The organism is Dyella humi (genome assembly GCF_044904605.1).
GTDB lineage: Bacteria > Pseudomonadota > Gammaproteobacteria > Xanthomonadales > Rhodanobacteraceae > Dyella_B > Dyella_B humi.
In genome coordinates, this window is sequence record NZ_JADIKI010000022.1 from 263,118 (window position 1) to 287,694 (window position 24,577).

A 24,577-nucleotide genomic window follows, 5' to 3' on the forward strand; every position below is an offset into this window, starting at 1 on the left:
CAGGAATCGACACGCATGAAATTCTCCGAAAACTGGCTGCGCGAGCTGGTCGAGATCAAGGCAGACCGTGCCGCGCTGGCGCATGCGCTGACCATGGCCGGGCTTGAAGTGGAAGAGCTCACACCGCTGGGCGAAAACCTCGGTGGTGTGGTGGTGGCCGAAATCGTCGGCGCGGAAAAACATCCGGAAGCCGATCGCCTGCAGGTGTGCAAAGTCAACGCTGGCACAGGTGAACTGTTGCTGATCGTCTGCGGCGCGCCGAATGCACGCGTGGGCATCAAGGTGCCGCTCGCTACGGTCGGCGCGACCCTGCCCGGTGGCATCAACATCAAGGCGGCCAAGCTGCGTGGTGTGGAGTCGCTCGGCATGCTCTGCTCGGCGAAGGAGCTCGGCATCGACAACGATGCATCCGGCTTGCTGGAGTTGCCGCTGGATGCGCCGGTCGGTCAGCCGCTTGCCGCTTACCTCAGCCTGCCGGATGCCAGCATCGAACTGAAGCTCACGCCGAATCGTCCGGATTGTCTCGGCCTGGTCGGCCTCGCGCATGATGTTGCAGCATTATTCGGCAGCCACGTGAAAGTGCCCGCGCACGCCGATGCGCCGGTGACGGGCAACGCACGTCGCGGCATTCGCCTCGAAGCGGGTAAGGACGCACCACGCTATCTCGGCCGCATCATCGAAGGCATCGATCCCGTCGCACGCACGCCGTTGTGGCTGGCCGAGCGCCTACGCCGCGCAGGTTTGCGCCCGATCAGCGCCGTGGTCGACGTCACCAACTATGTGATGCTCGAACTCGGCCAGCCGCTGCATGCATTCGACAACGACAAGCTCGACGGCGATATCGTGGTGCGCCATGCACGCGATGGTGAAACGCTGAAGCTGCTCGATGGTTCTGAAGTGAAACTCGATAGCGGCTTTTTGCTGATTGCCGACGAAAAGAAAGCGCTAGCGGTGGCCGGCGTGATGGGCGGCTACGATTCGCGTGTCACCGATGCGACGCACAACATCTTCCTGGAATCCGCACACTTCGCACCGGCCGCGATCATGGGCCGCGCGCGCAAGCTGGGCATGCACACGGATGCTTCGCATCGCTTCGAGCGCGGTGTCGATCCCGAGCTGCCGCGCCGCGCATTGGAGCGCGCCACGGAATTGCTGCTGGCGATCGCAGGTGGCAAGGCCGGGCCGGTGCTGGTGGCGGAAAATCCTGCCGACCTGCCCAAGCCGGCCACGGTCACGCTACGCCGTACACGCCTCAAGCGCGTACTGGGCGTGGAAGTGGCCGACGCCGAAGTTGCCCGCATCTTCACCGCGCTGGGCATGCAAGTGACGGCCACTGATGAAGGCTGGCGCATCACCGCACCCAGCAGCCGCTTCGACATCGAGCTGGAGGAAGACCTGGTCGAGGAAGTGGCTCGCATCTACGGCTATGACCGCATTCCCACCCACACGCCGGAAGGCGCGCTGGCTCTGGCGACCGAACCGGAAGGCCGCCTCAACGAACTGGCCGTGCGTGAGCAACTCGCCGCGCGCGAGTACTACGAGGCGGTGAACCTGGCCTTCGTCAGCCATGCCTTGCTGGAAAAGTGGGGCTTCACCGAACGCTTGGTGCCGCTGGCCAATCCGCTCTCCGCCGATTTGGCGGTGATGCGTCCCTCTCTGCTGCCCGGGTTGATCGAAGCGCTATCCCATAACCGCGCACGCCAGCAGGATCGGGTGCGTCTGTTCGAGCTTGGCAGGGCGTTCGCGGCCGGTAATCCTCCAATGGAGACGCCTAGCCTAGCCATCGTCGCCTGCGGCCATGCACACGCCGAACAGTGGGGTGAAGCCGCGCGTCCGCTGGATTTTTTCGACGTCAAAGGCGACTTGGATGCCATCATCGCCTGGGGCGGTGAACCTCAGCGCTGGGCCGTCCACGCCGACGGCCTGCCGGGCTGGCTGCATCCCGGCCGGGCCGCGCGCGTCACACGCGATGGCGAGACGGTCGGCTACCTCGGTGCACTGCACCCGCGCCTGGCCAAGACACTGGACCTTGGGCCGGACGTGCACGTGCTGGAACTGGCCCTGGAACCGCTGCTCGGCCGCCGCCTGCCGAAGGCCCAACCCGTGCCGCGTTTCCCGGCCGTGCGCCGGGACATCGCCGTTGACGTCCCTGAACAGGTAAGCTGGTCACAGATCGAACAGGCCGTCCGCGCCACCCTGGGCACCGCCCTGGCAGAGCTGCGGCTGTTTGATCGCTACAGTGGAAAAGGGGTCGAAGCGGGCCGAAAGAGTCTCGCTATGGGCTTGATTTTGCAGGACGCTTCACGCACCCTTACCGACGACGACGCAGACCGTTGCGTACGCAATGTGGTGTCGGCGTTGGAGGCTGGATGCGAGGCGAAATTGCGAGGGTGAGATGGCGGCGCTGACAAAGGCGGAGATGGCAGAGCGCCTCTTCCTCGAGGTGGGCCTTAACAAACGTGAAGCCAAAGAGTTCGTGGACGCCTATTTCGAGGTCGTCCGTGAAGCTTTGGAAAAGGGCGAACAGGTGAAGCTGTCCGGCTTCGGCAACTTCGACCTGCGGCAGAAGAACCAGCGACCGGGGCGCAATCCCAAGACCGGCGAGGAGATCCCCATCTCCGCTCGCCGGGTGGTGACGTTCCGGCCAGGACAAAAACTCAAGGTGAGAGTCGAGGGCTATGCTGGATCAGGGGAATAACACCGAGCTGCCCGCCATCCCGGCCAAGCGCTACTTCACCATCGGTGAAGTCAGCGAATTGTGCGGGGTGAAGCCCCATGTGCTGCGCTACTGGGAGCAGGAATTTCCTGCGCTCAACCCGGTCAAGCGCCGCGGCAACCGCCGGTACTACCAGCGCCACGATGTGCTGATGATCCGGCAGATCCGCTCCCTGCTGTACGACGAAGGCTTCACCATCACCGGCGCGCGCGCGCGTCTGGAAGGTCCGCAAGCCCGGATGGAAGCCAGCATGTCGCACCAGATCGTGCGTCAGGTACGCATGGAGCTGGAAGAGGTCCTGGCGCTGTTGCGTCGTTAAGCGGCCCCTATCGGCACCCCTGCCGGTACTGCTACAATTTTTTTCTTTGCTGGATCAGTCGGGGCGTAGCGCAGCCTGGTAGCGCATTTGCCTGGGGGGCAAAGGGTCGTCGGTTCGAATCCGGCCGCCCCGACCAATTCGGAAAACAGACAAACGGCGCCTCGGGCGCCGTTTTTCGTTTCCGGCTGCTAGGCTCGTGCCAGCGAACTCACCGCGCACATAAGGGCCGCCACCATGCCGTCGAACACTTGTCACCCGAACGCCCCACACGTGAAGCTGAACGCCCCCGACTGGTACACCTCGTCGCTGATGATGGATCGCGCCTTGGACGCCATCCTGCGCCGGGTCAAGAAGTTCGATCGCAAGCACGACATCCCTTATCTCGCCGGCTACAGCCAGGATGGCAAGACCATCTACATCGATCGTCATCTGCCCAAGTCGTTCACGTTCCGCGGCCGCACCGTCGAGGTGGATCGGTTTTTGATCCTGCACGAGGAAGTGGAGAAAACGCTGATCGACCAGCTCGGCCTGCATTATCTGCATGCGCATCAGATCGCCACGCGCGCCGAGGAAGCCGCGGTGCACGCCCAGCGTATTACCTGGAAGGCCTACGACCGCTTCATGCAGAAGTACGTGAAAAGGATCGGCGACGAGCGCCTGGCGAAGGTGCCGGTGGACCTCGATCTCAAACCCTATCGCGACTATCACGATTACGATTTGCTGCGACAGATGGAACAGCATCTGGCGCGGGACGCTGTGCCGCCCGGAGTCAAGAAGGCGGAATTGAAAACCTATGCCACCGCGTTCCGCGAGGAACTACGCGTGCGGGAGCACCACGCAGCGGCGAGCGACGTCGTTGGCACCGTCAATCCCAAACGAGCCACGACGGCGAAGAAGACCGCAAAGCGTGGCAAGGCTGCCGCAAAAAGCGTTCGATAAAGCGGCTGCTTCCAACAACTTGGCTTGCAGATAAAGTTCCAGGCATGTCTGCGGTAGCTTGCTTCCCTGCAAGCGATCATCCCTCTGTGCGCAGAACTCCCTCTGCTTGAAGGGAAGCCTTGTGGGAAGGTTCGTGGCAAGTACCCCTCCACCCTGCACGCAGGTGGGATGGGTACTTGCAGAGCTCAGGCCGCCTCCAACTGCGAGCGATGCGCCACTCGCGAACCCGTCAAGTTGGATGGCGCTGGCGAACGGTTGGCCGCCTCTTTGTCGCCGAGCTTGAAAAACGCCACGCTCTCAACCAGCGAACGCGCACGCACCTGCACGGTGTCTGCCGCGGCGGCAGCTTCCTCCACCAGCGCGGCATTGTTCTGCGTGACCTCGTCCATTTGGCGCACTGCACGGTTTACCTGCTGGATACCGCTTGCCTGTTCCATGCTCAATGTGGCGATGGACTCCACCGTCTTGGTGACATCGTCCACACTGCCGAGCAGCTTCCCGACCATCGACTCCGCGCGGCCGATGATTTGCGTACCGCTTCCAATGATGGTGACGGATTCCTCGATCAGGGCACGAATTTCGCGAGAGGCACTACGCGAGCTGCGCGCCAACGCCTGCACTTCCGCCGCCACGATGTTGAAGCCTTTGCCAGCTTCACCTGCACGCGCCGCTTCCACTGACGCATTCAGAGCAAGGATGTGCGTCTGCGTGGCGATGCGGTCCATCGTCTCGGTGATCTCGGTAATGCGATTGGCCACGCTTTGTACTTGCGTCATCGCACCGACCGCTTCGGACATGGCCGCGCCGCTCTGACGTGCGATGTCGGAAGCCGATTCTGCCAGGCGGCTCGCTTCATGCGCGCGCGAGGCGTTGGCGTTCACGCCTTGGGTGAACGCCTGCATCGACGATGCGGTTTCCTCCAGAGCGGCAGCCTGTTCGCTGGTGCGTGCGGAAAGATCCTGGTTACCGGCGGCGATCTGCCGGGTGGAGGCGGAAATCTCGGTGGAGCCGGCGCGAATCACGCCCACCACGTTGCGCAGTTGCTCGTTCATCGAGGCCAGCGCGGAAAGCAGCTTGCCGGTTTCGTCGCGGCTCGTTGCAACCACCTCAGTGGAGAGATCGCCTTCGGCAACCGCCTGCGCCACTTTTACGGCGCGCCCCAGCGGCGCGGTGATGCTATAGGCGAGCAGCCAGACCAGTAAAGCACCGGCGATCATCGCGCACAGCACCACTGACGCCAGCAACATGCACGCCTGGCCGAACGCCGCGCTGCTTTCCGCGTCGATGCGCTTTGATGCCGCCTCGGCCTCCCGCTTCATGCCGGCAACCAGCTCGTCGATGGCTGTCGTAGGCGCGCGATCGATGCCGGTGACCATCCCGTCGACAACGTGCACGCTCTTCTCGTCCTTCGCGTCGTAATGCTGGATGGCGGCCAGGTATTTCGAGCCGAGTTCGGCGTGCTTGGACGCTGCATTGTCCACCCCGCGCGTGTCGAGACCGAGTTCGTTCATCTGCTGCTTGAGTGTGGTTAGGTCCGTGTCGACCGCATGCGACTGTGCGACGAAGGCATCGTGGTATTTCTTGAACTTATCGGCATCTGCGCCGCGCAGCAGTAGATCCTTCCACTCCTGCACCTGCTTCTTGAAATCCACCTGCGTGACGCGCGCGGTATCGACCGCCGCCGCAAACCGGGTCGCCGTTTCGGCAGAGCGAATCTGCAGATCATGGGTGCGGACCAGTCCACGCCAGCCACCGAAGCCTACGATGACGGTCGCTGCAAGCAAGACAACGCCGAGCAGGCCTAGACGTGCAGCGATAGGTAAATCACGGAAACGAAAATTCATGGAAAACCGCATGGAAAAGATGCCGAGTTATAGGAAATATCGGCATAAGTGCGGTTTTCTTAAGCGGATAGCAGTCGGGCCGGGCATGTTTCCCGGCTCGACGCTAGCCTTTCAGTAAAGCACGCGGGCGCGCAATGTGCCCGGAATCGCCGCCAATTTATCCTTCAGCGATGCCGCTTGATGCTCATCGGCAGAGACATCGATCACCACATAGCCCACGTCCGCGCTGGTCTGCAGGAACTGCGCGTCGATGTTGATGTTGCCGGCAGAGAACAGCTCATTGATACGCGAAAGTACACCCGGCACGTTGCGATGGATGTGCAGCAGGCGGCGGCTGTGCGGATGCTCGGGCAGCGTTACTTCAGGGAAGTTGACGGCCGAGAGCGTGGAGCCGTTGTCGCTGTAGCGCACCAGCTTGCTGGCTACTTCGATGCCGATGTTTTCCTGTGCTTCCAGCGTACTGCCGCCGATGTGTGGCGTAAGGATGACGTTATCCATGCCGATCAGCGGCGAGACGAACGGATCGTCATTGCCTTTTGGTTCCACCGGAAACACATCGATCGCCGCGCCGCCGATATGTTCGCTGCGCAAGGCCTCCGCCAATGCATCGATGTCGACCACCGTGCCGCGCGAGGCATTGAGCAACAAAGCGCCCTTACGCATCTTGGTCAACTCATCTCGGCCGATCATCAGCTTGGTGGCAGGTGTTTCCGGCACATGCAGCGTGACCACGTCGGCACGTTCGAGCAGATCGTCCAGGCTTGCGGCAGCACGCGCATTGCCCAACGAGAGCTTCGCTTCGATGTCGTGAAAGATCACGCGCATGCCCAGGCTTTCAGCCAGTACTCCAATCTGCGTGCCGATGTGGCCGTAGCCAACGATGCCGAGTACTTTGTCACGTACTTCGAAGCTGCCGGCGGCAGATTTGGTCCAGCCGCCGCGATGGCACAGCGCGTTCTTCTGCGGGATGCCACGCAGCAGCATGATCGCTTCGGCAATGACGAGTTCCGCCACGCTGCGCGTATTGGAGTAGGGCGCGTTGAAGACGGGAACGCCAAGCTTCCCCGCTGCGCCGAGATCCACCTGATTGGTGCCAATGCAATAGCAGCCCACCGCGATCAGGCGCTTGGCGTGATCCAGCACGTCGGCGGTGAGATGCGTGCGCGAGCGGATGCCGACGATGTGTGCATCGGCGATGCGCGCTTTCAGTTCGTCCTCCGGCAAGGATTTGGCGTGGTACTCAATCTGGCTGTAGCCCGCGCGTTGGAATGTTTCCACCGCCGTGCGGCTCACGCCTTCGAGCAGCAGTACCTTGATGTCTTGCTTGGGGAACGAGGTCTTCATGAGAGCGTCGCGTTTGGATGTCCAAACACTATGCCAGATTTTGCGGCGTCGCAGCACTAGACGTGCCGGGCGGGCGCTGGCACGCTGGGCGCTTCCCTCCCGGAGCTGCCATGAGCCCGCAAGCCCTCGCCGACCTTTCCAGCCGCCTGCCTGACCTGCGCCTGCTCACCGAGCCGGGCGACCTGGAGCATTACGGCCGCGACTGGACTCGGCGTTGGACCCCGGCTCCGCTGGCGATCGCGCTGCCGGCCTCCATCGAGGAAGTGCAGGGCATCGTGCGCTGGGCCAACGATCACAAGGTCGCAATCGTGCCGTCCGGCGGACGCACGGGGCTTTCGGGCGGCGCGGTGGCGGCCAACGGCGAGCTGGTGCTGAGCCTGGCGCGCATGAATCGGGTGCTGGGCTTCGACGCCGTGGACCGCACGCTGACCGTGCAGCCGGGCATCGCGCTGGAGGCTGTGCACACCGCGGCGCGCGAGCATGGCCTGATCTATCCAGTGGACTTCGCCGCGCGCGGCTCCTGCTCCATCGGCGGCAACATCGCCACCAATGCGGGCGGCATCCGCGTGATCCGCTACGGCAACACGCGCGAGTGGATCGCCGGCCTCAAGATGGTGGCGGGCAACGGCGAGCTGCTGGATCTCAATCGCGGTTTGATCAAGAACTCCAGCGGTTATGACTTGCGGCAATTAATGATCGGCTCGGAAGGCACGCTGGGCATCATGGTGGAAGCCACGCTGCGTTTGACCGATCCGCCGCCGACCTCGCAGGTGATGCTGCTGGCGTTGCCGGACATGGAAGCATTGATGCAGGTGTTCGCACTGTTCCGCGCGAAGCTCTCGCTGCAGGCTTTCGAGTTCTTCACCGACGTCGCCTTGAAGCATGTGCTGGCGCATGGCGCCCAGCGCGCGATCGACGGCGACTACCCGTATTACGTGGTGACCGAATTCGATGCCGCGGATGAACGTGCGCAAGAAGCCGCGCTGGCCGTGTTCGAGCAAGGCATGGAGCAGGAATGGATCGCCGACGGCGTGATGGCGCAGAGCGAAGCGCAGGCCGCAGCGCTGTGGCGTCTGCGTGAAGGCATTACCGAGAGCCTGGCTCCGCATAAACCCTACAAGAACGACATTTCTGTGCGCATCGGCGCGGTGCCCGCGTTTCTGCATGAGATACAAGCGTTGCTTGCGCGCGAATATCCGCAGATGGAAGTGGTGTGGTTCGGCCATATCGGCGACGGCAACCTGCACATCAATGTGCTGAAACCGACCGTGTTAGCCGATACGGATTTCATCGCGCAATGCGAGCACGTTACCAAGCTGCTGGCAGAGACGTTGCAGCGCCACGGCGGCAGCATATCCGCTGAGCATGGCATTGGGTTGGTGAAGCGCGCGTATCTGGAAAGCACACGCAGCGCGGCAGAGATTGCGTTGATGCGCGGAGTGAAGGCGGTGTTTGATCCGAATGGGATTTTGAATCCTGGCAAATTGTTTGTCTGATCTTCCTGTCCCCAGCCTAAGTCGCCCCACCTTGGGCAAGGTTGGCCCATCGAAGAGGGAGTAGATGGCTCTTGGGTTGCCCAGCATCCCCTCGTACCATGTGCTTCCCCTTTCCAATACCGCCCACACCCATGTCCCAGCAGCGCCGCAGCTTGTATCCCGAGATCGAGCCCTACGACGTCGGCCAGCTCAAGGTCTCCGACCTGCACACGCTCTACTACGAGCAGAGCGGTAACCCACACGGAAAACCGGTAGTTTTCCTGCATGGCGGCCCTGGCGGCGGCACCAATCCGAAATGCCGGCGCTTCTTCGATCCGGCGGTCTATCGCATCGTGCTGTTCGACCAGCGTGGCTGCGGCAAATCGACGCCGCATGCAGAGCTGACGGACAACACCACCTGGCATCTAGTCGCCGATATCGAGCGCTTGCGCGAGCACCTAGGGATAACGCGCTGGCAGGTGTTCGGTGGATCGTGGGGCTCTACGTTATCGCTGGCCTACGCGCAGACGCATCCGGATAAAGTGACCGAACTGGTGTTGCGCGGCATCTTCATGCTGCGCCGCTGGGAGTTGGAATGGTTTTATCAGAAAGGCTGCGATGCGCTGTATCCGGATGCATGGGAAGCGTATCTGGCCGCGATTCCGGAGGTGGAGCGCGGCGATCTGATGAGCGCCTACCACCGCCGCCTGACCAGCGCGGATTCGCAGGTACGCTTGCATGCCGCACGCGCCTGGTCGGTGTGGGAAGGTGCAACGAGTTTCCTGTATCAGGATGAGGCATACATCAACAGCAGCGGCGAAGACGAATTCGCGCTGGCGTTTGCACGCATCGAATGTCACTACTTCGTGCACGGCGGTTTTTTCGAGCACGACGATCAGCTATTGCGCAACGTCGATCGTATGCGCCGCATTCCGGCGGTGATCGTGCAGGGGCGTTACGACGTGGTGTGCCCGATACGCAGCGCGTGGGATCTGCATCGCGCATGGCCGGAAGCGGATTTGCGCATTGTGCAGGATGCCGGGCATTCGGCGTTCGAGCCCGGGATTGCGCATGAGTTGATTGAGGCGACGGACAGGTTTGGGCGTCGCTAGCTTTTTAGGGTTCGCCTTGAACGTCTGACTTCAGCGCATCGTCATTCCGGCCTTCGCCGGAATGACGGCATGGCAAACATGGACCTTCACGGCTGGATTCGAGGTTTCTCAATCCAGCGCCGGCAACTGCTTCGTCCCAAAAATCTTATCCCCCGCATCGCCCAGCCCCGGCAGAATGTAGCCATGCTCATTGAGCCGCTCGTCGATCGCCGCGGTATAAATCTCGATATCCGGATGCACTGCCTCGATGCGCTTTAACCCCTCCGGCGCCGCCACCAAAAACAGCCCTTTGATGCGCTTGCAACCGGCCGCTTTCAGCATGTCCACCGTAGCTACCAGCGTGCCGGCAGTGGCCAGCATCGGATCGACGATCAGCGCGATGCGTTCGTCCATGCGGCCGGTAAGTTTTTCGTAGTAAGTGATCGGCTGCAGCGTCTGCTCGTCGCGCTGCAGGCCCACTACGCTAACTTTCGCAGAAGGGATCAACTCCAGCACGCCGGGCAGCATCCCTAAGCCTGCGCGCAGGATCGGCACAATGGTGATCTTCTTGCCCTTGATCTGTCGTACGCTTACCGCCCCCGCCCAACCGTCGATCTGCGCTTCAACAGTTTCCAGATCCTTGGTGGCTTCATAGGTCAGTAGCGACGCGACTTCGGAAGCCAGCTCTCGGAATTCCTTGGTACTGATGCCGGCTCGGCGCATCAGGCCTAGCTTGTGCTGGATCAGAGGATGGCGAACTTCGGTGATCTTCATGTGGATCATGACGTGCGGCTGGGTTTCGGCAAGCATAGCCGCAAACGAAAAAGGCGCCGTCATGTGACAGCGCCTTGGAGTTCGATGAGCCTTGGTGGATGTATCAGCGCATCAATGGGCTTTCAGGCAGGCGCTGACGGCACTCTTGTAATCGGCGCCCTTCTTGCCAGCATTTTCCTTGCTGCATGCGGCCATCTTTTCTTGCTGAGTCATCTTGGCAGGCGTGGCCGCAGCAGTGTTATCGCCTTTCATGCAACTGCTGACGGCGCTCTTGTAGTCGGCGCCGGTTTTGCCTTTGGCAGCATGGCTGCAGTCGGCCATTTTCTGTTGCGACGAGGAGAGGGGCTTGCTTTGCGGTGCGTCGGCGAAAGCGGCGCTGGCGAAAACCAGGGCTGCGCTGGCGACGAGCAGGCTGAGACGCATGGACATGATGCTTCCTCCTGAAGTGGTGACCGGCGCTGGTACCGGTTGGCGCAGTCTATGCCGTGTGAAGAAGCAGGGAAACAGGGAGCAGGAAACGGGGAACGTCGACGTTTCGGAAGGCTTTATGTTCCCCGTCTCCTGTTCCCCGTTCCTTAGCTTTCAGGCCGCCTGCGCTTCGCTCTTGCGTGGCCCTTCCAGCAGCGCATGGCGCACGTGGTCAATCACCATGTCCACTTCCGCGCCGGTGATATTGAAGTGCGGTGTGAAGCGCAGTGAATTGGCGCCGCCGTGAATCACACCGATGCCGCGCTCGCGCAGGTATTCCTCGGTGGAGCCGGCGCCATAGCACTTGAACTGCGGTGCCAACTCGCACGAGAACAATAGGCCCGTGCCTTGCACTTTGGTGATCAGGCCGCCCAGTTCGTCCTTTAGCGCATTGAGCTTGTCGACGAATTCCTTGCCGCGCACGCGAATATTGGCACGCACATCGTCGGTGAGCTGTTCCAGCGTCGCCAGTGCAACATCCAGCGAACGTGGGTTGGCGGTCATGGTGTTGCCGTAAATGCCCTTGCGGTACAGGCCGGCCACGCGGTCACTCACCGCCAGCACCGAGAGCGGATACTGGCCTGCGTTGAGCGCCTTGGAGAAGGCTTCCATGTCCGGCGGCGCCAGCTTCTCGAACCCGGGGTAGTCGATGATCGACAGCACCCCGTGCGCGCGCAGGCCAGCCTGGATGGAATCCACCAGCAGCAGCGACCCATGCGATTCTGTCAGTTCGCGCGCCGCCTGGTAGAACGCCGGCGTTACTGCGCGGCCCGGATCGCCTTCGCCCATCACCGGTTCCAGGAACATCGCCTCGATGAACCAGCCGTGCTTGTCCGCATCGGCGAACATAGCTTCCAACTGCGCAATGTCATACGGCGACACGGTGAGCAGCGTGTCTTCGTGGCGATAGCTCGCCAGATACTGCACGTACGTGCGGCGCGAAGAATCCGAATACAGCGCCGGCCGATCGGTGCGTCCGTGGAACGCGCCTTTCACGGCAATGCGCTTGATGGTGCGGCCGGCATAGCGCGCGCCAGGATCGGTCATCTGCTTGGCATTCACGTCGGCGATGCGGCAGGCCAGGCCCACGGCTTCCGAGCCGGAATTCAAACACAGATAACGCGTGTACGGATTACTGCCGCGATGGCGACCAAGTTCGCGATTCATCGCCTGCGAGAAACGCATCTGCGACACGCTCGGCGTCATCACGTTGGCCATCACTTGCGGACGCGCCAGCGCAGCGTCGATAGCGGCATTGTTGTGGCCGAAGCCGAGCATGCCGTAGCCGCCGTTGTCGTGCACCACTGCGCCTTTCAGCGTGACAACCCAGGGACCGCGCGCGGCAGCCGGCAGATACGGATTGATGGCATCGTCCGGATAAAAATTGACGAAGTCGCGCTGTGCTTGCAGCAACTGCTCGGCTTCATCCAGCTTCAGGAAATCGGCGAGCTCGACGCGCAGTTCGCGATGGCGCGCGACAGCGTCGGCAATGGCTTGAACGAGTTGCGGGTCCAGTGCGGCCATGCGTTCGATGGTGGCGTCAGCCAATCCGGAGGTCCGCGGCTTGCCGCCAAATTCGCGCAGTTCGCGCAGCTGATCGATGACACCCATGACTACTCTCCTCGAATCTGACAGCGCCTCGCGCCCAACGCGAAGCAGGCCGGCAGGATGTGTTTCGTGCGGTGTGAAGGCTGGAGGCCTAGGGCGATGCGCCCGTTCGCACTGTGCCGCGTATGGGGAAACCGCTGTCGCACAGGCATCAGGATAACCGCTGGACCAGGGCGGCGGTACCCCCAGGGATGACGGCTGTCATACCCGATCGCTGACGCAGGCAACTGCAGAAAAGCGCTTGCCCTACTTACGCTGCAGTGCAAGGAGACCCATCATGCATACCTCATCCGATGTTGTAGCCCGTCTTTGCGGCGTGGTGAAACGTTACGGTCATCTCACCGCGCTCGACGGCGTCGATCTTGTGTTGCAGCGCGGCGAACTGCTGGCGGTGCTGGGGCCCAACGGCGCCGGCAAGAGCACCAGCATCAGCCTGCTGCTCGGCCTGATCCGCCCGGACGGCGGTCGCGCGGAATTGTTCGGCATGGATCCGCAGCAGATCGACGCACGCCGCCGTATCGGCGTGATGCTGCAGTCGGCCATGCTGCCGCTTACGTTACGCGTCGGCGAGCTGTTGCGCCTGGTAGCCAGCTACTACCCGAATCCGCGCACACTGGAAGAAAGCGCCGCGCTGGCCGGCGTTACGGACCTGCTGCAACGGCCTTACGGCAAGCTGTCGGGCGGCCAGCAGCGCCGCGTGCAGTTTGCGCTGGCACTGTGTGGTCGACCTGAACTGGTATTCCTGGACGAGCCGACGGTCGGCATGGATATCGACGCGCGCCGCAAGCTATGGAGCGCCATGCGCGCACTGGTCGCCGAAGGTTGCTCGGTCGTGCTCACCACGCATTATCTGGAGGAAGCCGAAGCGCTTGCGCAACGCGTGGTCGTGATGGCCAAGGGGCGCGTGCTGAGCGAAGGCAGTGTCGATGCGCTGCGTGCACAGGTGCCGCTTGCACGCATTCGCTGCGTCACCGATCTCGATGCCACTGCAGTGTCGACATGGCCACAGGTGACGTCGGCCGAGCGCGAGGGCGTTCGTTTGCGAATCAGTACCGGCGCACCGGAAAACGTGTTGCGGCGCCTGCTGGAAGCGGATGCCTCGCTCTGCGAACTGGAAGTGCAGCGCGCGGGCCTGGCCGAGGCATTCACTGAACTGACACGCGAAGAAAACGCAGAACAGGAGGCCGCGTAATGAACAGCGTATCGATTTCCGCCGCAGCAGCGACAGCTTCCGCTAACGGCATGAGCACCCGTCGCGTCATCGGCGCCTACCTCGCCGAAGCGCGCAGCGAATGCCTGCGCTATATGCGTGCACCGGCCTTCATGCTGCCGATCATGCTGTTTCCCACCATGTTCTACATGCTGTTCGGTATTGTCATGGGGCGCTCCGAAGGTGCTGATACCGCGCGTTATCTGCTGGTGAGCTATGGCGTGTTCGGCGTGATGAGTCCGGGCCTGTTCGGCTTCGGCGTTTCGCTGGCACTGGAACGCGATGGCGGTTTGCTCACTTACAAGCGTGCCTTGCCGATGCCGCCGGGCGCTTATCTGCTCGGGAAGATGCTGATGGCAATGGTCGCGGCGGCGGTCGTGATTCTGCTGCTGCTCGCCATGGGACTGACGCTGGGGCACGTAACGTTGACCCTGCAGCAGGCTGCGTTGATGTTGCTCACAGGCATCCTTGGCGTCTTGCCATTCTGCGCGCTGGGCATGCTGGTAGGCACCTTGATCAAAGGGCAGGGCGCGCCAGGCATGCTGAACATGATTTACCTGCCCATGTCGTTCCTGTCCGGGCTGTGGATTCCCATCGCCATGTTGCCGAAAGTACTACAGCAGATCGCGCCGGTATGGCCGAGCTATCACCTGCATCAGCTGGGGCTGGCAGCGTTAGGTTTGGGACACGGCAACGTGATGGAGCACTTTGCAGTGCTGGCGGGTTTCTCGGTGCTGTTCTTCGTTATCGCGGCGCGCAGGCTGCGGCGCTACGGTTGAAGTACGATGTTGCCCAGGAAGGCCGCAGCGCGGGGAAAGCAGCCATGAATATCACGACAACCATGCGTGCTTGGTTTACGCCAGTACCCGATTCAAGTGCGGCGGATGATCTGCGGCGCAACAAGTCACCCTGGGCCATTCACTTGTTGTGGTCGGCCTGGATCTTCATCACACCGCTGCTCGACAACCAAGGTTATACGTTCACTTGGCTCATGTTCACGCTGGGTACCTATCCAGTCTTCCTGGCGCTATATCTCAAGGCGCATTTTGCGTCTTGCCGCCTCATGCATCACTACGCTTTCGGCGTGGCCAGTCTCTGTCTACTGACGTTGCCATGGTATTCAAGCGGTCTTAGCTATTTGATCTTCAGTTGCACCATGCTGATGAAATGGCGGGCGGGTTATCGCGCGCGCTTTGGCTTATTGCTGGTAGTCAATGCACTCTATATCGCTTTGGCGTGGCGAGCGGGATATCCATGGGCGATGTTGATCTCCATGCCGGCAATGGCTTTGATCATATGCACGGTGATCATTTTCGAGATCAATAATAGGGAACGCGACGCGGCATTGCGGCTCTCGCAGGAAGAGGTGCGTCGCTTGGCGGCGACGGCGGAACGTGAGCGCATCGGTCGGGATCTGCACGATCTGCTTGGGCATACGCTGTCGCTGATCACATTGAAACTGGAGCTGTCGCGTAAGTTGTTCGATCGCGATAGCGCCGCTGCGCTTCGCGAACTGGAAGAAGCCGAACGCGTCGCCCGTCATGCCCTGGCGGAAGTGCGCTCTGCGGTCACCGGCATTCGCTCCACCGATCTTGCCGCCGAGCTTGCTTCTGCGCGACTGCTGCTGGAATCGTCTGCTGTGCATCTCGATTACGGCAGTCTGCCTGATTCATTGCCGCAGGAGGTGGAACGTACGCTCGCCCTAGTGATCCGCGAAGCCGTGACCAATATTCATCGGCACGCCGTCGCCACCGAGGCTTGCGTGCGCTTTACCCGCACGGCGGAAAAACTGGACATGCAGATCAGCGATAACGGAAAGGGCGGACTCGCAGCCCATGGCAACGGCGTCAGTGGCATGTGCGAACGCATACACGCCATTGGGGGCACCTTGCAAATCGATTCGCCGCCACGCCGGGGAACGCGCTTGCTGATAAGTGTTCCATTGCGCGGACAGAAAGAACGCATCGTTCCGGAGGCCTTGCCTGCGGCGAACGATTTCGCAGGGAGCACGGCATGATCCGTGTGCTGCTGGCCGAAGACCAGGCGATGGTGCGCGGCGCACTGTCGGCATTGCTGAATCTCGAATCGGATATCGAGGTGCTCGGTTCTGCACCTGATGGCGAAGCTGCGTGGCGTGAAGTGCAGCGCCTGAAGCCGGACGTTCTGGTCACCGATATCGAAATGCCTGGCATCACTGGTCTGGAACTAGCGCAGCGTATCCATCGCCATGAACTACCGGTGAAATGCGTCATCGTTACCACGTTCGCCCGTCCCGGCTTTCTCCGCCGCGCGCTGGATGCGGGCGTATCAGGTTATCTGCTGAAAGACGCGCCTGCCGAAAATCTGGCGGAGGCGCTGCGCATCGTGCATCGCGGCGGCCGTTCCATCGATCCGCAACTTGCATTGGAAGCTTGGTCAGAAGCCGATCCTTTGAATGATCGTGAACGGCAAGTATTGCGACTTGCCGGCGAAGGCCAGTCTGCCGGTGACATCGCTACGAAGCTCAATCTCTCGCACGGTACCGTGCGCAATTATCTTTCCGAAGCGATAGGCAAATTGGGTGCGGCCAATCGTATCGAGGCGTATCGGTTGGCGCGGCAGAAAGGATGGTTGTAGCCGTGGTCGCGTTTGCTCACAGCGAGCCTGCATTTGCCTTGAGCTGATTCCTCTGAAGCTAATAGCGTCGAATTTCAACGACTCCTCATCGTCGCCCCGGCGAACGCCGGGACGACGAGCTGAGATTTCCTCACAAGCTCTTCGGGAGGGGGAGCTGTTTCGGGCATTTGCGCGATAATGCGTCACCTCAAGCCAGCATCCCGCCGTGAAGAAGTCCGATTTCCACTTCGACCTCCCGCCCGAACTGATCGCGCAGGCGCCATTAGCCGAGCGCAGCGCAAGCCGTCTGCTGGTGCTCAACGTACCCACGCGGACGTGGCAGGACCGCATGTTCCGTGAGTTGCCCTCGTTCCTGCGCAAGGGCGATCTACTGGTGTTTAACGACACACGCGTGCTGCCGGCGCGCTTGTACGGGCGCAAGCCGAGCGGCGGCGCGGTGGAGATCCTGATCGAGCGCGTGACGGGCGCGCACGAAGCAACCGTGCAGCTTGGGGTGAGCAAGAAGCCGCGCGAGGGCACGGCGATCGTGCTGGCTGATGGCAGCTATGCCACGGTACTGGGGCGCGACGAGAGCTTTTTTCATCTGCGTTTCGAATCGCCGGAGCCGTTGGAGCGCCTGCTATTGAAACTGGGCGAGATGCCGCTGCCGCCGTACATTTCGCGCCACGCAGACGCCAGTGACATGGAGCGCTACCAGACGGTGTATGCGCGTGAGCCGGGTGCGGTGGCAGCGCCGACAGCGGGCCTGCATTTCGACGACTCGCTGCTGACGCAATTACACGGGATGGGCGTCGACTTCGGTTACGTAACTCTGCACGTCGGCGCGGGCACATTCCAGCCGGTGCGCACGGACGAGCTTTCGCATCACAAGATGCATCGCGAATGGCTGAACGTGGGCGCCGGGTTGGTCGAGCAGATCCAGCGCACGCGGCACGCTGGGGGCAGGGTGATCGCGGTCGGCACCACAGTGGTGCGCGCGTTGGAAAGCGCCACGGTGGAAGGCGAACTGCGCCCGTTTGCAGGCGAAACGCAGATCTTCATTTTCCCGGGTTACCGGATCACGAGCATCGATGCGCTGATCACCAACTTTCATCTGCCGGAATCGACCTTGCTGATGCTGGTGTCGGCACTGGCGGGGCGGGAGTACATGCTCAATGCGTATTGGCATGCGGTGCAGGAGCGATATCGGTTTTTCTCTTATGGGGATGCGATGTTGATCTTGCCGAAAGGGCTGGACGCCGCAGGGTAGCCACACGGCCGTCATTCCCGCGCAAGCGGGAATCCATTTGCTCTGAAGCAACAGCGAAGATGGATTCCCGCTTGCGCGGGAATGACGGCCGTATGGTGTCGCCGGTGCTTCATCGCTAGATTGGCCCCTCACCCCAGCCCTCTCCCCTGAGGGGAGAGGGAGTTGGAGATGTCATAATCTCCGGATGACCTCCATGCACTTCGACCTCCTCGCCACCGACGGCGCCGCAAGGCGTGGCCGTCTTACCTTCGACCGCGGCACCGTGGAAACGCCGGCCTTCATGCCGGTAGGCACCTATGGCTCGGTCAAAGCGATGACGCCGCGCGACCTGCTCGAGGTCGGCGCCGAAATCATTCTGGGCAATACGTTCCACCTGTTTCTGCGGCCCGGGTTGGATATCGTCGGCGAGTTTGGTGGTCTGCATCGCTTCATCGGTTGGAAGGCGCCGATCCTCACCGATTCCGGTGGCTTTCAGGTGTTCTCGCTGGCGCACAAGCGCAAGATCACCGAACAGGGTGTGACCTTCGCCTCGCCGGTGGACGGTTCCAAGGTATTCCTCTCGCCGGAGGAATCGATGCGCATCCAGACCGTGCTGGATTCGGACATCGCGATGATCTTCGACGAATGCACGCCGTATCCGGCCACGGAGAACGTGGCGGCCGAATCGATGGAGCTGAGTCTGCGCTGGGCGGAACGTTCGCGTCGCGCGTTCGACGAGTTGAAGAATCCCAACGCGCTGTTCGGCATCGTGCAGGGCAGCGTCTATGAAAACTTGCGCAAGCGTTCGGCCGAAGGGCTGATCCAGATCGGCTTCGACGGTTACGCAGTCGGCGGACTGGCGGTGGGTGAGCCGGAGGAAGCGCGCAACCACACGCTGGATTTCACCGTGCCGCTGCTGCCGCAGGACCGGCCGCGCTATCTGATGGGTGTGGGCCGGCCGGAGGATATTGTCGAGGCCGTGCGGCGTGGCATCGACATGTTCGATTGCGTGATGCCCACTCGCAATGCGCGCAACGGCTTCCTGTTCACCTCGCACGGCACGCTGCGCATCCGCAACGCCAAATTCGCCAACGATACCCGCGTGATCGAGGAAGGCTGTGCCTGCTACGCCTGCAGCCAAGGCTTCAGCCGCGCCTATCTTCGTCACCTGGACCGCTGCAATGAAATCCTCGGCAGCCAGCTCGCCACCATTCACAACCTGCATCACTACCAGCGCCTGATGGCCGGCCTGCGCGAGGCCATCGCGACTGGGTCGCTGGAGGCTTTCGTGGCTGAGTTCTACGCCCAGCGGCAGGGGGCCGCCGAATAACTCCCCCTGGGGTGAGCGGGCAGCCTTGCGGGGATTTGGCTGACGACAGCGAACTTTCAGCCTGTTTTTAGACACAGAAACGAAAGCCTGTGGCGAGGTGGAGCCCTCATCTCAATCCCCCCGATCAAGTCGAGGGCAGGCCTCCCCTCGGAGCGGAGAGGAGGCGAACGCAAAGGGCCGTTCTCATGGCATAATCCGACGTCTTTTTATGGGCGCGCGGCGAAAACTCCAGTCGCAGCCACAACTTGCGGGATAAGCAGATGATTCTTCCGACGACTTTCGTGCTGGCGCAGGCGGCGCCAGGCGCAGCCGCCAATGGCGGCCTTTCCATGCTGATCATGATGATCGTGCTGTTTGGCTTGATGTATTTCATGATGATCCGCCCGCAGATGAAGCGTCAGAAGGAACACCGCCAACTGGTGTCGAACCTGGCCAAGGGTGACGAAGTGGTCACCAACGGCGGCATTGCCGGCCGCGTCGATGATGTGGGCGAGACCTTCATCACAGTGGAAATCGCGCCAAACGTGAAGATCAAGCTGCAAAAGAGCGCGGTTCAACAAGTGCTGCCCAAGGGCACGCTGAAGTCGTCCTGACGCCAAGCCGGTTTCGTCTTTCCAAATTCACGCTACTCCGCGGCCGCATGCCGCGGCATATTGGATGCAAGGCATGAGTGATTTTCCACGCTGGAGATACTTTCTGGTCGCCATCGTACTGGTGCTGGGCACCCTGTACGCATTGCCAAACGTGTATCCACCGCTGCAGGCCGTGCAAGTCACGCCCAGCCAGGGCGCGTCGCTCGATCCGACGGTGCAGCAGAAGGTTGTTTCCGCGCTGCAGGCGGCCAAGCTTCCCTACGTCAACGAAAGCCTCAAGCATGACGCCAGTCGCGGCGATTACATGGTGGTCGGCTTCACCAACGGCGACCTGCAGAAGAGCGCGGCCGATGCGCTGAAGGCAGCCTTGGGCGAAAACTACAACATCGGATTCAACCTGGAATCCACCGTGCCGCGCTGGCTCAACGCCATCGGCGGCCGCGCCATGCCGCTGGGCCTGGACCTGCAGGGCGGTGTGCGTTTCCTGATGGCGGTCGACCAGAACGACATCATCGACCGACAGGAAAATCGCTACACCCAAGACATCACCGCGTTGCTCAAGGACAAGAAGATCTCCTTCGTCTCCGTGGCGCGCAATGCCACGCGCGGGCAGGGCGTGATCGTGGTGCTCGGCTCCACCGCCGACCGTTCCGCGGCCAGCGATGCGATCGCCGCCGAGTACACCGATCTTGCCGTGACGGACGGCGCCAGCACCGGCGATCGCTTCGTACTCAATGCCATCATCAAACCGGACAAGCTGCGCGATCTGCAGGTCAATGCGATCCGTCAGAACCTCGCTACGCTGGGCAACCGCATCAACGCGCTGGGCGTGTCGGAGCCGGTGATCCAGGCGCAGGGCGAGGACCACATTTCGGTGGAATTGGCCGGTGTGCAGGATCCGGCCGAAGCGAAGAAGGTGATCGGTGCGACGGCCACGCTGCAATATGTCGCCGGCCTGGGCGACGCGCGCGACCCCGCCGTGCAGGACGCAGTGAAGACCGGCAACGTTCCGCCGGATGCGCACCTGTATTTAGGCTCGCACGGTGAGCCGTACCTGGTCAGCAAGAACATTATCGCCAGCGGTGACGAACTGGTGGATGCGGCCTCCGGCAACGATTCGCAAAGCGGCTCGCCGATGGTAAGCGTGACGCTGAATTCGGCTGGCGCAGCCAAGATGCTGGACTTCACGCGCGAAAACGTCGGCAAGCCGATGGCGGTGGTGTACGTGGAAAGCACCACCGACACCAAGGTCGTGGACGGCAAGGAAGTGCGCACGCCCAAGACCACGTATACGGTGATCAACTACGCCACCATCAATGGCGTCTTCAGCAACAAGTTCCAGACCACTGGCTTGGCCAGCACGAAGGCTGCGTCGGAGCTGGCGCTGATGCTGAAAGGTGGCTCGCTCGCCGCACGCATGGATATCGTGCAGGAAGGCGTGATCGGTCCCAGCCTCGGCCAGGACAACATCGACAAGGGCCTCAAGGCGGTGCTGCTCGGTCTTGCCCTAGTGCTGGTGGCGGCGGCGATTTACTACAAGCTGTTTGGACTGGTGGCGGACATCGCGCTGTTCTTCAACCTGGTGATCCTGGTGGCGGTAATGTCGATGATCGGCGTCACGCTCACCATGCCGGGCATTGCCGGTATCGTGCTGACGCTGGGCATGGCGATCGACGCCAACGTGCTAATCTGCGAACGCGTGCGCGAAGAATTGCGTAACGGCTCCACGCCGCTGGCGGCGATCCGCGCCGGTTACGAAAAAGCCTGGGCGACCATTCTCGACGCCAACGTCACCCACCTTATCGCCGCGCTGGCGCTGACCACGATGGGTTCCGGCCCGATCAAAGGCTTCGGCGTTACGCTGCTGATCGGTATCCTCACCTCGATGTTCACCTCGGTAACGGTTACCCACGCGATCACCGCGCTGATCCACGGCGGCCGCAAGCTCAAGACGCTGTCGGTGTAATCGGAGACGCTCATGGAAATTTTCAGCCACAACAGCAACGTCCACTTCCTGGGTCTCCGCAAGATCAGCATCGGTATTGCGATTTTGCTGATGGTCGCCTCGATCGCTCTGCTCGCGACGCGCAGTCTGAACTACGGGCTGGACTTCACCGGCGGCGTGAGCGTGGATGTCACCTACGACAATCCCGTGTCGGTCGAGGATGTCCGCAGTGCTTTGGACAAGGGGGGCATCGAAAACGCCACCGTGCAGAGCGTCGGCGGCACCCGTCAGGTGTCCCTCCGCTTTCAGCCGAAGGACGATAAGCACAATGTGCAGCAAGAGGGCAAATCTCCCAATCTCGACCTGATTTCGAACGACGTTGCCAAGTCCCTGCAGACCGCACGTCCCGACGCCAAGATCGCCGGCAAGAACTATGTCGGCCCGCAGGTGGGTGAACAGTTGCGTAGCGATGGTGTCACGGCAGCGATCTTCGTGATTATCGGCATCGGCCTGTATCTGTGGATTCGCTTCGAGCGCCGCTTTGCAATCGCCGCGCTCGCCACCGAAGTGCATGACGTGCTGGTCACCCTGGGCGTGATCTCGCTAGTGCAGCGCGAATTCGACCTTACCGTGCTGGCCTCGGTGTTGGCGGTGATCGGCTACTCGATCAACGACAAGGTGGTGGTGTTCGACCGTATCCGCGAATTGTTCCGCTCATCGCGCAAGGCCGATCCGGAAGAAGTGCTGAACCGCTCGATCAACAGCACGCTGTCGCGAACCATCATCACCTCGCTGTTCACCAGTATCGCGATGGCGGCGCTGTATTTCTTCGGTGGTCCGTCGGTGCACGGTTTTGCGGTGACCATGCTGATCGGTATTCTGGTCGGTACGCTGTCATCGATCTTCGTGGCCAGCCCAATTCTGCTGTGGCTGGGCGTGTCCAAGAAGGACCTGATGCCGGTGAGCAAGGAAAATCCGGAGCTGGCACGCCGTCCGTAACTCCTCATGATCTGTGTGTACAAACGGCCCGGACTTCCGGGCCGTTTGTGTTTGCCGCGTAGGTTTTGTTTTTTGTTGTCACGCAGCTGACGTATACGGTCAGCGAGGTGACAAAAATTTGCGCTTGATCTGCATCACAAAGCGCGCATTTTTCCATCTCAATTTCGGACGCCATCGGTCGATAAACAGGGGAAGACATTGCTGTCCTGAATGGAGTCCCCATGCTTGTCCTGATCGGTTCCCTTGTGGTGCTTTCCTGCGTGCTGGGCGGGTATCTGCTTTCGCATGGTCACATCCTTGCACTATGGCAGCCGAGCGAGCTCATGATCATCGGCGGAGGCGCCATCGGCGCGTTCCTGTCGGCCAACCCATTGAAGATTGTGAAGGGCGCGCTGCAGAACGTCGTCGCGCTGTTCAAAGGGCCGACGTATCGCAAGCAGGATTTCGTTGACCTGCTGGCACTGCTGTACGACATCTTCGGCGTGATGCGCAAGCAAGGCCTGCTCGGCCTGGAATCGCATATCGAAGATCCGCAGTCGAGTCCGATATTCACCGCCTATCCGCGCCTGGTGAAAGAACACAACCTAATCGAATTCACCACCGATTGTTTGCGATTGATGGTGGGCGGTAACATGAATCCGCACGAGCTGGAGCAATTGCTGGAAGTGGAGCTGGAAACCCACCAGCACGAAGCGGAAGCGCCCGCATTGGCGGTGATGAAATTGGCCGATGCCTTGCCGGGCTTCGGCATTGTGGCGGCGGTACTCGGCATCGTTACCACCATGTCGCAGCTTGGCGGCGATACTTCGCAGATCGGCGAACACATTGCCGGCGCGCTAGTGGGAACGTTCCTGGGCATTCTGCTGTGTTACGGCTTCGTCGGCCCGCTGGGCGCGGCAATGGAAAGCCGCGTGCAGGAGGACGGCCGCGCGTTCGAATGCGTGAAGGTCGCGTTGCTTGCCTGCTTGCGCGGTTACAACCCAAAGGTGTCGGTGGAATTCGCACGTAAGACCTTGTCGCCGCAGATGCGGCCCAACTTCCAGGATTTTGAGGAGCACCTCAAGGACGCGACCCGCGCGGGGGCGGCGGCGTGAGCGAACAAGATCGCGACATGCTGATCGTGGTGCGTCGGGCGCGGCGCAAAAAACACGGTCATCACGGTGGTGCGTGGAAAGTGGCATATGCCGACTTTGTCACGGCGATGATGGCGTTCTTCCTGGTGATGTGGCTGATCGGCGTGGGCACGCGCCAGCAGCGCGCGGCCATCGCCGAATACTTCAAGAATCCCAGCATGGTGCAAGGCAATGCGACGATTGCGCCGCCCGGCAAGATCGGTCCGGGCGGAGCGAGCGACAGCATGATCAAGCTGGGTGGTGCGATGGACATGCCGCATGGCCCCGGCAAGGATCGCCGCGCTGCTTCGCGCGCGGATGCGGCGGACGTGGAAAAGCAGGCGCGCGAACATGAAAAGCAGCGACTGGAAAACCTGATGCAGCAATTGCGCGCCGCCATCGAGAAAAGTCAGGCGCTGGAACCCTTCAAGGATCAATTGCTACTCGACATTACGCCCGAAGGTTTACGCATCCAGATTGTCGACAAACAGAACCGGCCGATGTTCGATACCGGCAGCGCGACACTCGAGCCCTACACCGTGGCGATATTGCACGAACTGGCGGGCTTCATCGACCAGGCGCCGAACAAGGTCAGCATCTCCGGGCATACCGACGACGCGCCATACAGCGGCGAAAGCCATTACAGCAATTGGGAGCTCTCCGCCGATCGCGCCAACGCCGCGCGGCGTGCATTGCTGGGCGGCGGTTTGATGGAAGACAAGATCGCACGCGTCGTCGGGTTGGCCGCCTCCGTGCCATTCGACAAGGCCAACCCCAGTAATCCGATCAATCGGCGCATCAGCATTATCATGATGACCAAGCAGGCACAGGATGCGGCGCTGTTGCAGGAGCAGGCGGATGCTGCGCCGGTGCCATCTTTGCCCGCTACGGGTACACCAAACGCGCCATAGGTTGGGGTGATAACCCCAACTTTGCCATGCGTGGTTTTACGTTGAGGTTTGCGTA

The 24,577-nt window shown here is 61.5% G+C and carries 21 protein-coding genes, 1 tRNA gene and 1 pseudogene; 18 read left to right on the top strand and 5 right to left on the bottom strand.

The annotated features are described in order from the left end of the window. Positions 1 to 15: 15 nt before the first annotated feature. The 5 genes from pheT (at position 16) to ISP18_RS06070 (ending at position 3,974) form a co-directional block, all read left to right on the top strand. Complete coding sequence (gene pheT, locus ISP18_RS06050; RefSeq protein ID WP_380008068.1) at positions 16 to 2,394, top strand: phenylalanine--tRNA ligase subunit beta; 2,379 nt, start codon at positions 16 to 18, stop codon at positions 2,392 to 2,394. A gap of 1 nt (position 2,395) precedes the next feature. Next, on the top strand, positions 2,396 to 2,698 hold the full coding sequence (gene ihfA / locus ISP18_RS06055; RefSeq protein WP_380008071.1) for an integration host factor subunit alpha: 303 nt from the start codon (positions 2,396 to 2,398) through the stop codon (positions 2,696 to 2,698). Next, positions 2,679 to 3,035, top strand: coding sequence for a MerR family transcriptional regulator (locus ISP18_RS06060; protein ID WP_115493718.1), 357 nt, complete (start codon positions 2,679 to 2,681; stop codon positions 3,033 to 3,035). Before ihfA ends, ISP18_RS06060 begins: the two co-directional genes overlap by 20 nt. 59 nt (positions 3,036 to 3,094) lie before the next feature. Beyond that, a tRNA-Pro gene (locus tag ISP18_RS06065) sits at positions 3,095 to 3,171 on the top strand. 134 nt (positions 3,172 to 3,305) lie between these two features. Beyond that, positions 3,306 to 3,974, top strand: a complete 669-nt coding sequence (locus ISP18_RS06070; protein ID WP_380008074.1) for a hypothetical protein — start codon at positions 3,306 to 3,308, stop codon at positions 3,972 to 3,974. Between the two features lie 185 nt (positions 3,975 to 4,159). On the opposite strand, the gene ISP18_RS06075 is transcribed toward ISP18_RS06070, so the two are convergent. Both ISP18_RS06075 and serA read right to left on the bottom strand, forming a co-directional pair. Further along, positions 4,160 to 5,818 (bottom strand): methyl-accepting chemotaxis protein, encoded by a 1,659-nt coding sequence (locus tag ISP18_RS06075; RefSeq protein WP_380008077.1) that lies wholly within the window; start codon positions 5,816 to 5,818, stop codon positions 4,160 to 4,162. A 111-nt stretch (positions 5,819 to 5,929) separates the two neighbouring features. Continuing rightward, positions 5,930 to 7,162: a phosphoglycerate dehydrogenase gene (gene serA / locus ISP18_RS06080; RefSeq protein ID WP_380008080.1), complete on the bottom strand. Its 1,233-nt coding sequence runs from the start codon at positions 7,160 to 7,162 to the stop codon at positions 5,930 to 5,932. 110 nt (positions 7,163 to 7,272) lie between these two features. On the opposite strand from serA, the gene ISP18_RS06085 reads away from it, so the two are divergent. Both ISP18_RS06085 and pip read left to right on the top strand, forming a co-directional pair. Beyond that, positions 7,273 to 8,658, top strand: coding sequence for an FAD-binding oxidoreductase (locus tag ISP18_RS06085; RefSeq protein WP_380008083.1), 1,386 nt, complete (start codon positions 7,273 to 7,275; stop codon positions 8,656 to 8,658). A gap of 131 nt (positions 8,659 to 8,789) precedes the next feature. After that, positions 8,790 to 9,749, top strand: coding sequence for a prolyl aminopeptidase (gene pip, locus ISP18_RS06090; protein ID WP_380008085.1), 960 nt, complete (start codon positions 8,790 to 8,792; stop codon positions 9,747 to 9,749). Between the two features lie 108 nt (positions 9,750 to 9,857). Here the strand turns inward: pip and upp are convergent, their stop codons facing one another. From upp to ISP18_RS06105, 3 genes are all read right to left on the bottom strand, one after another. After that, the gene (upp, locus tag ISP18_RS06095; RefSeq protein WP_380010941.1) at positions 9,858 to 10,502 is read right to left on the bottom strand and encodes a uracil phosphoribosyltransferase; all 645 of its coding nucleotides are present in this window, start codon (positions 10,500 to 10,502) and stop codon (positions 9,858 to 9,860) included. A 111-nt stretch (positions 10,503 to 10,613) separates the two neighbouring features. Next, positions 10,614 to 10,931 (bottom strand): PsiF family protein, encoded by a 318-nt coding sequence (locus ISP18_RS06100; protein ID WP_380008088.1) that lies wholly within the window; start codon positions 10,929 to 10,931, stop codon positions 10,614 to 10,616. A 153-nt stretch (positions 10,932 to 11,084) separates the two neighbouring features. Then, complete coding sequence (locus ISP18_RS06105; RefSeq protein ID WP_380008091.1) at positions 11,085 to 12,581, bottom strand: aminotransferase class III-fold pyridoxal phosphate-dependent enzyme; 1,497 nt, start codon at positions 12,579 to 12,581, stop codon at positions 11,085 to 11,087. A 274-nt stretch (positions 12,582 to 12,855) separates the two neighbouring features. Here ISP18_RS06105 and ISP18_RS06110 point away from each other — a divergent pair, with 274 nt between their 5' ends. From ISP18_RS06110 to motB, 11 genes and pseudogenes are all read left to right on the top strand, one after another. Further along, positions 12,856 to 13,770 carry an ABC transporter ATP-binding protein gene (locus tag ISP18_RS06110; protein WP_380008094.1) on the top strand — a complete coding sequence of 305 codons (915 nt, stop codon included), beginning with the start codon at positions 12,856 to 12,858 and terminating at the stop codon, positions 13,768 to 13,770. Further along, positions 13,770 to 14,567 carry an ABC transporter permease gene (locus ISP18_RS06115; protein ID WP_380008097.1) on the top strand — a complete coding sequence of 266 codons (798 nt, stop codon included), beginning with the start codon at positions 13,770 to 13,772 and terminating at the stop codon, positions 14,565 to 14,567. Before ISP18_RS06110 ends, ISP18_RS06115 begins: the two co-directional genes overlap by 1 nt. A gap of 44 nt (positions 14,568 to 14,611) precedes the next feature. Continuing rightward, the gene (locus ISP18_RS06120) at positions 14,612 to 15,805 is read left to right on the top strand and encodes a sensor histidine kinase (RefSeq protein ID WP_380008100.1); all 1,194 of its coding nucleotides are present in this window, start codon (positions 14,612 to 14,614) and stop codon (positions 15,803 to 15,805) included. Beyond that, complete coding sequence (locus tag ISP18_RS06125) at positions 15,802 to 16,404, top strand: response regulator transcription factor (RefSeq protein ID WP_380008102.1); 603 nt, start codon at positions 15,802 to 15,804, stop codon at positions 16,402 to 16,404. Before ISP18_RS06120 ends, ISP18_RS06125 begins: the two co-directional genes overlap by 4 nt. Before the next feature lie 205 nt (positions 16,405 to 16,609). Further along, positions 16,610 to 17,653: a tRNA preQ1(34) S-adenosylmethionine ribosyltransferase-isomerase QueA gene (gene queA, locus ISP18_RS06130; protein WP_380008104.1), complete on the top strand. Its 1,044-nt coding sequence runs from the start codon at positions 16,610 to 16,612 to the stop codon at positions 17,651 to 17,653. A 184-nt stretch (positions 17,654 to 17,837) separates the two neighbouring features. Then, a complete protein-coding gene (gene tgt, locus ISP18_RS06135) occupies positions 17,838 to 18,962 on the top strand; it encodes a tRNA guanosine(34) transglycosylase Tgt (RefSeq protein WP_380008108.1) in 1,125 nt (374 codons plus the stop codon). A 260-nt stretch (positions 18,963 to 19,222) separates the two neighbouring features. Beyond that, positions 19,223 to 19,555, top strand: coding sequence for a preprotein translocase subunit YajC (gene yajC, locus ISP18_RS06140; RefSeq protein WP_380008111.1), 333 nt, complete (start codon positions 19,223 to 19,225; stop codon positions 19,553 to 19,555). 73 nt (positions 19,556 to 19,628) lie between these two features. Beyond that, a complete protein-coding gene (gene secD, locus ISP18_RS06145; protein WP_380008114.1) occupies positions 19,629 to 21,521 on the top strand; it encodes a protein translocase subunit SecD in 1,893 nt (630 codons plus the stop codon). 12 nt (positions 21,522 to 21,533) lie between these two features. Next, positions 21,534 to 22,499, top strand: a complete 966-nt coding sequence (gene secF, locus ISP18_RS06150) for a protein translocase subunit SecF (RefSeq protein ID WP_380008116.1) — start codon at positions 21,534 to 21,536, stop codon at positions 22,497 to 22,499. Positions 22,500 to 22,720: 221 nt separating this feature from the next. Beyond that, complete coding sequence (motA, locus tag ISP18_RS06155; RefSeq protein WP_380008118.1) at positions 22,721 to 23,593, top strand: flagellar motor stator protein MotA; 873 nt, start codon at positions 22,721 to 22,723, stop codon at positions 23,591 to 23,593. Positions 23,594 to 23,610: 17 nt separating this feature from the next. After that, positions 23,611 to 24,453 (top strand): annotated as a pseudogene (gene motB, locus ISP18_RS06160) (flagellar motor protein MotB); the annotation flags it as partial. Positions 24,454 to 24,577: the final 124 nt, after the last annotated feature.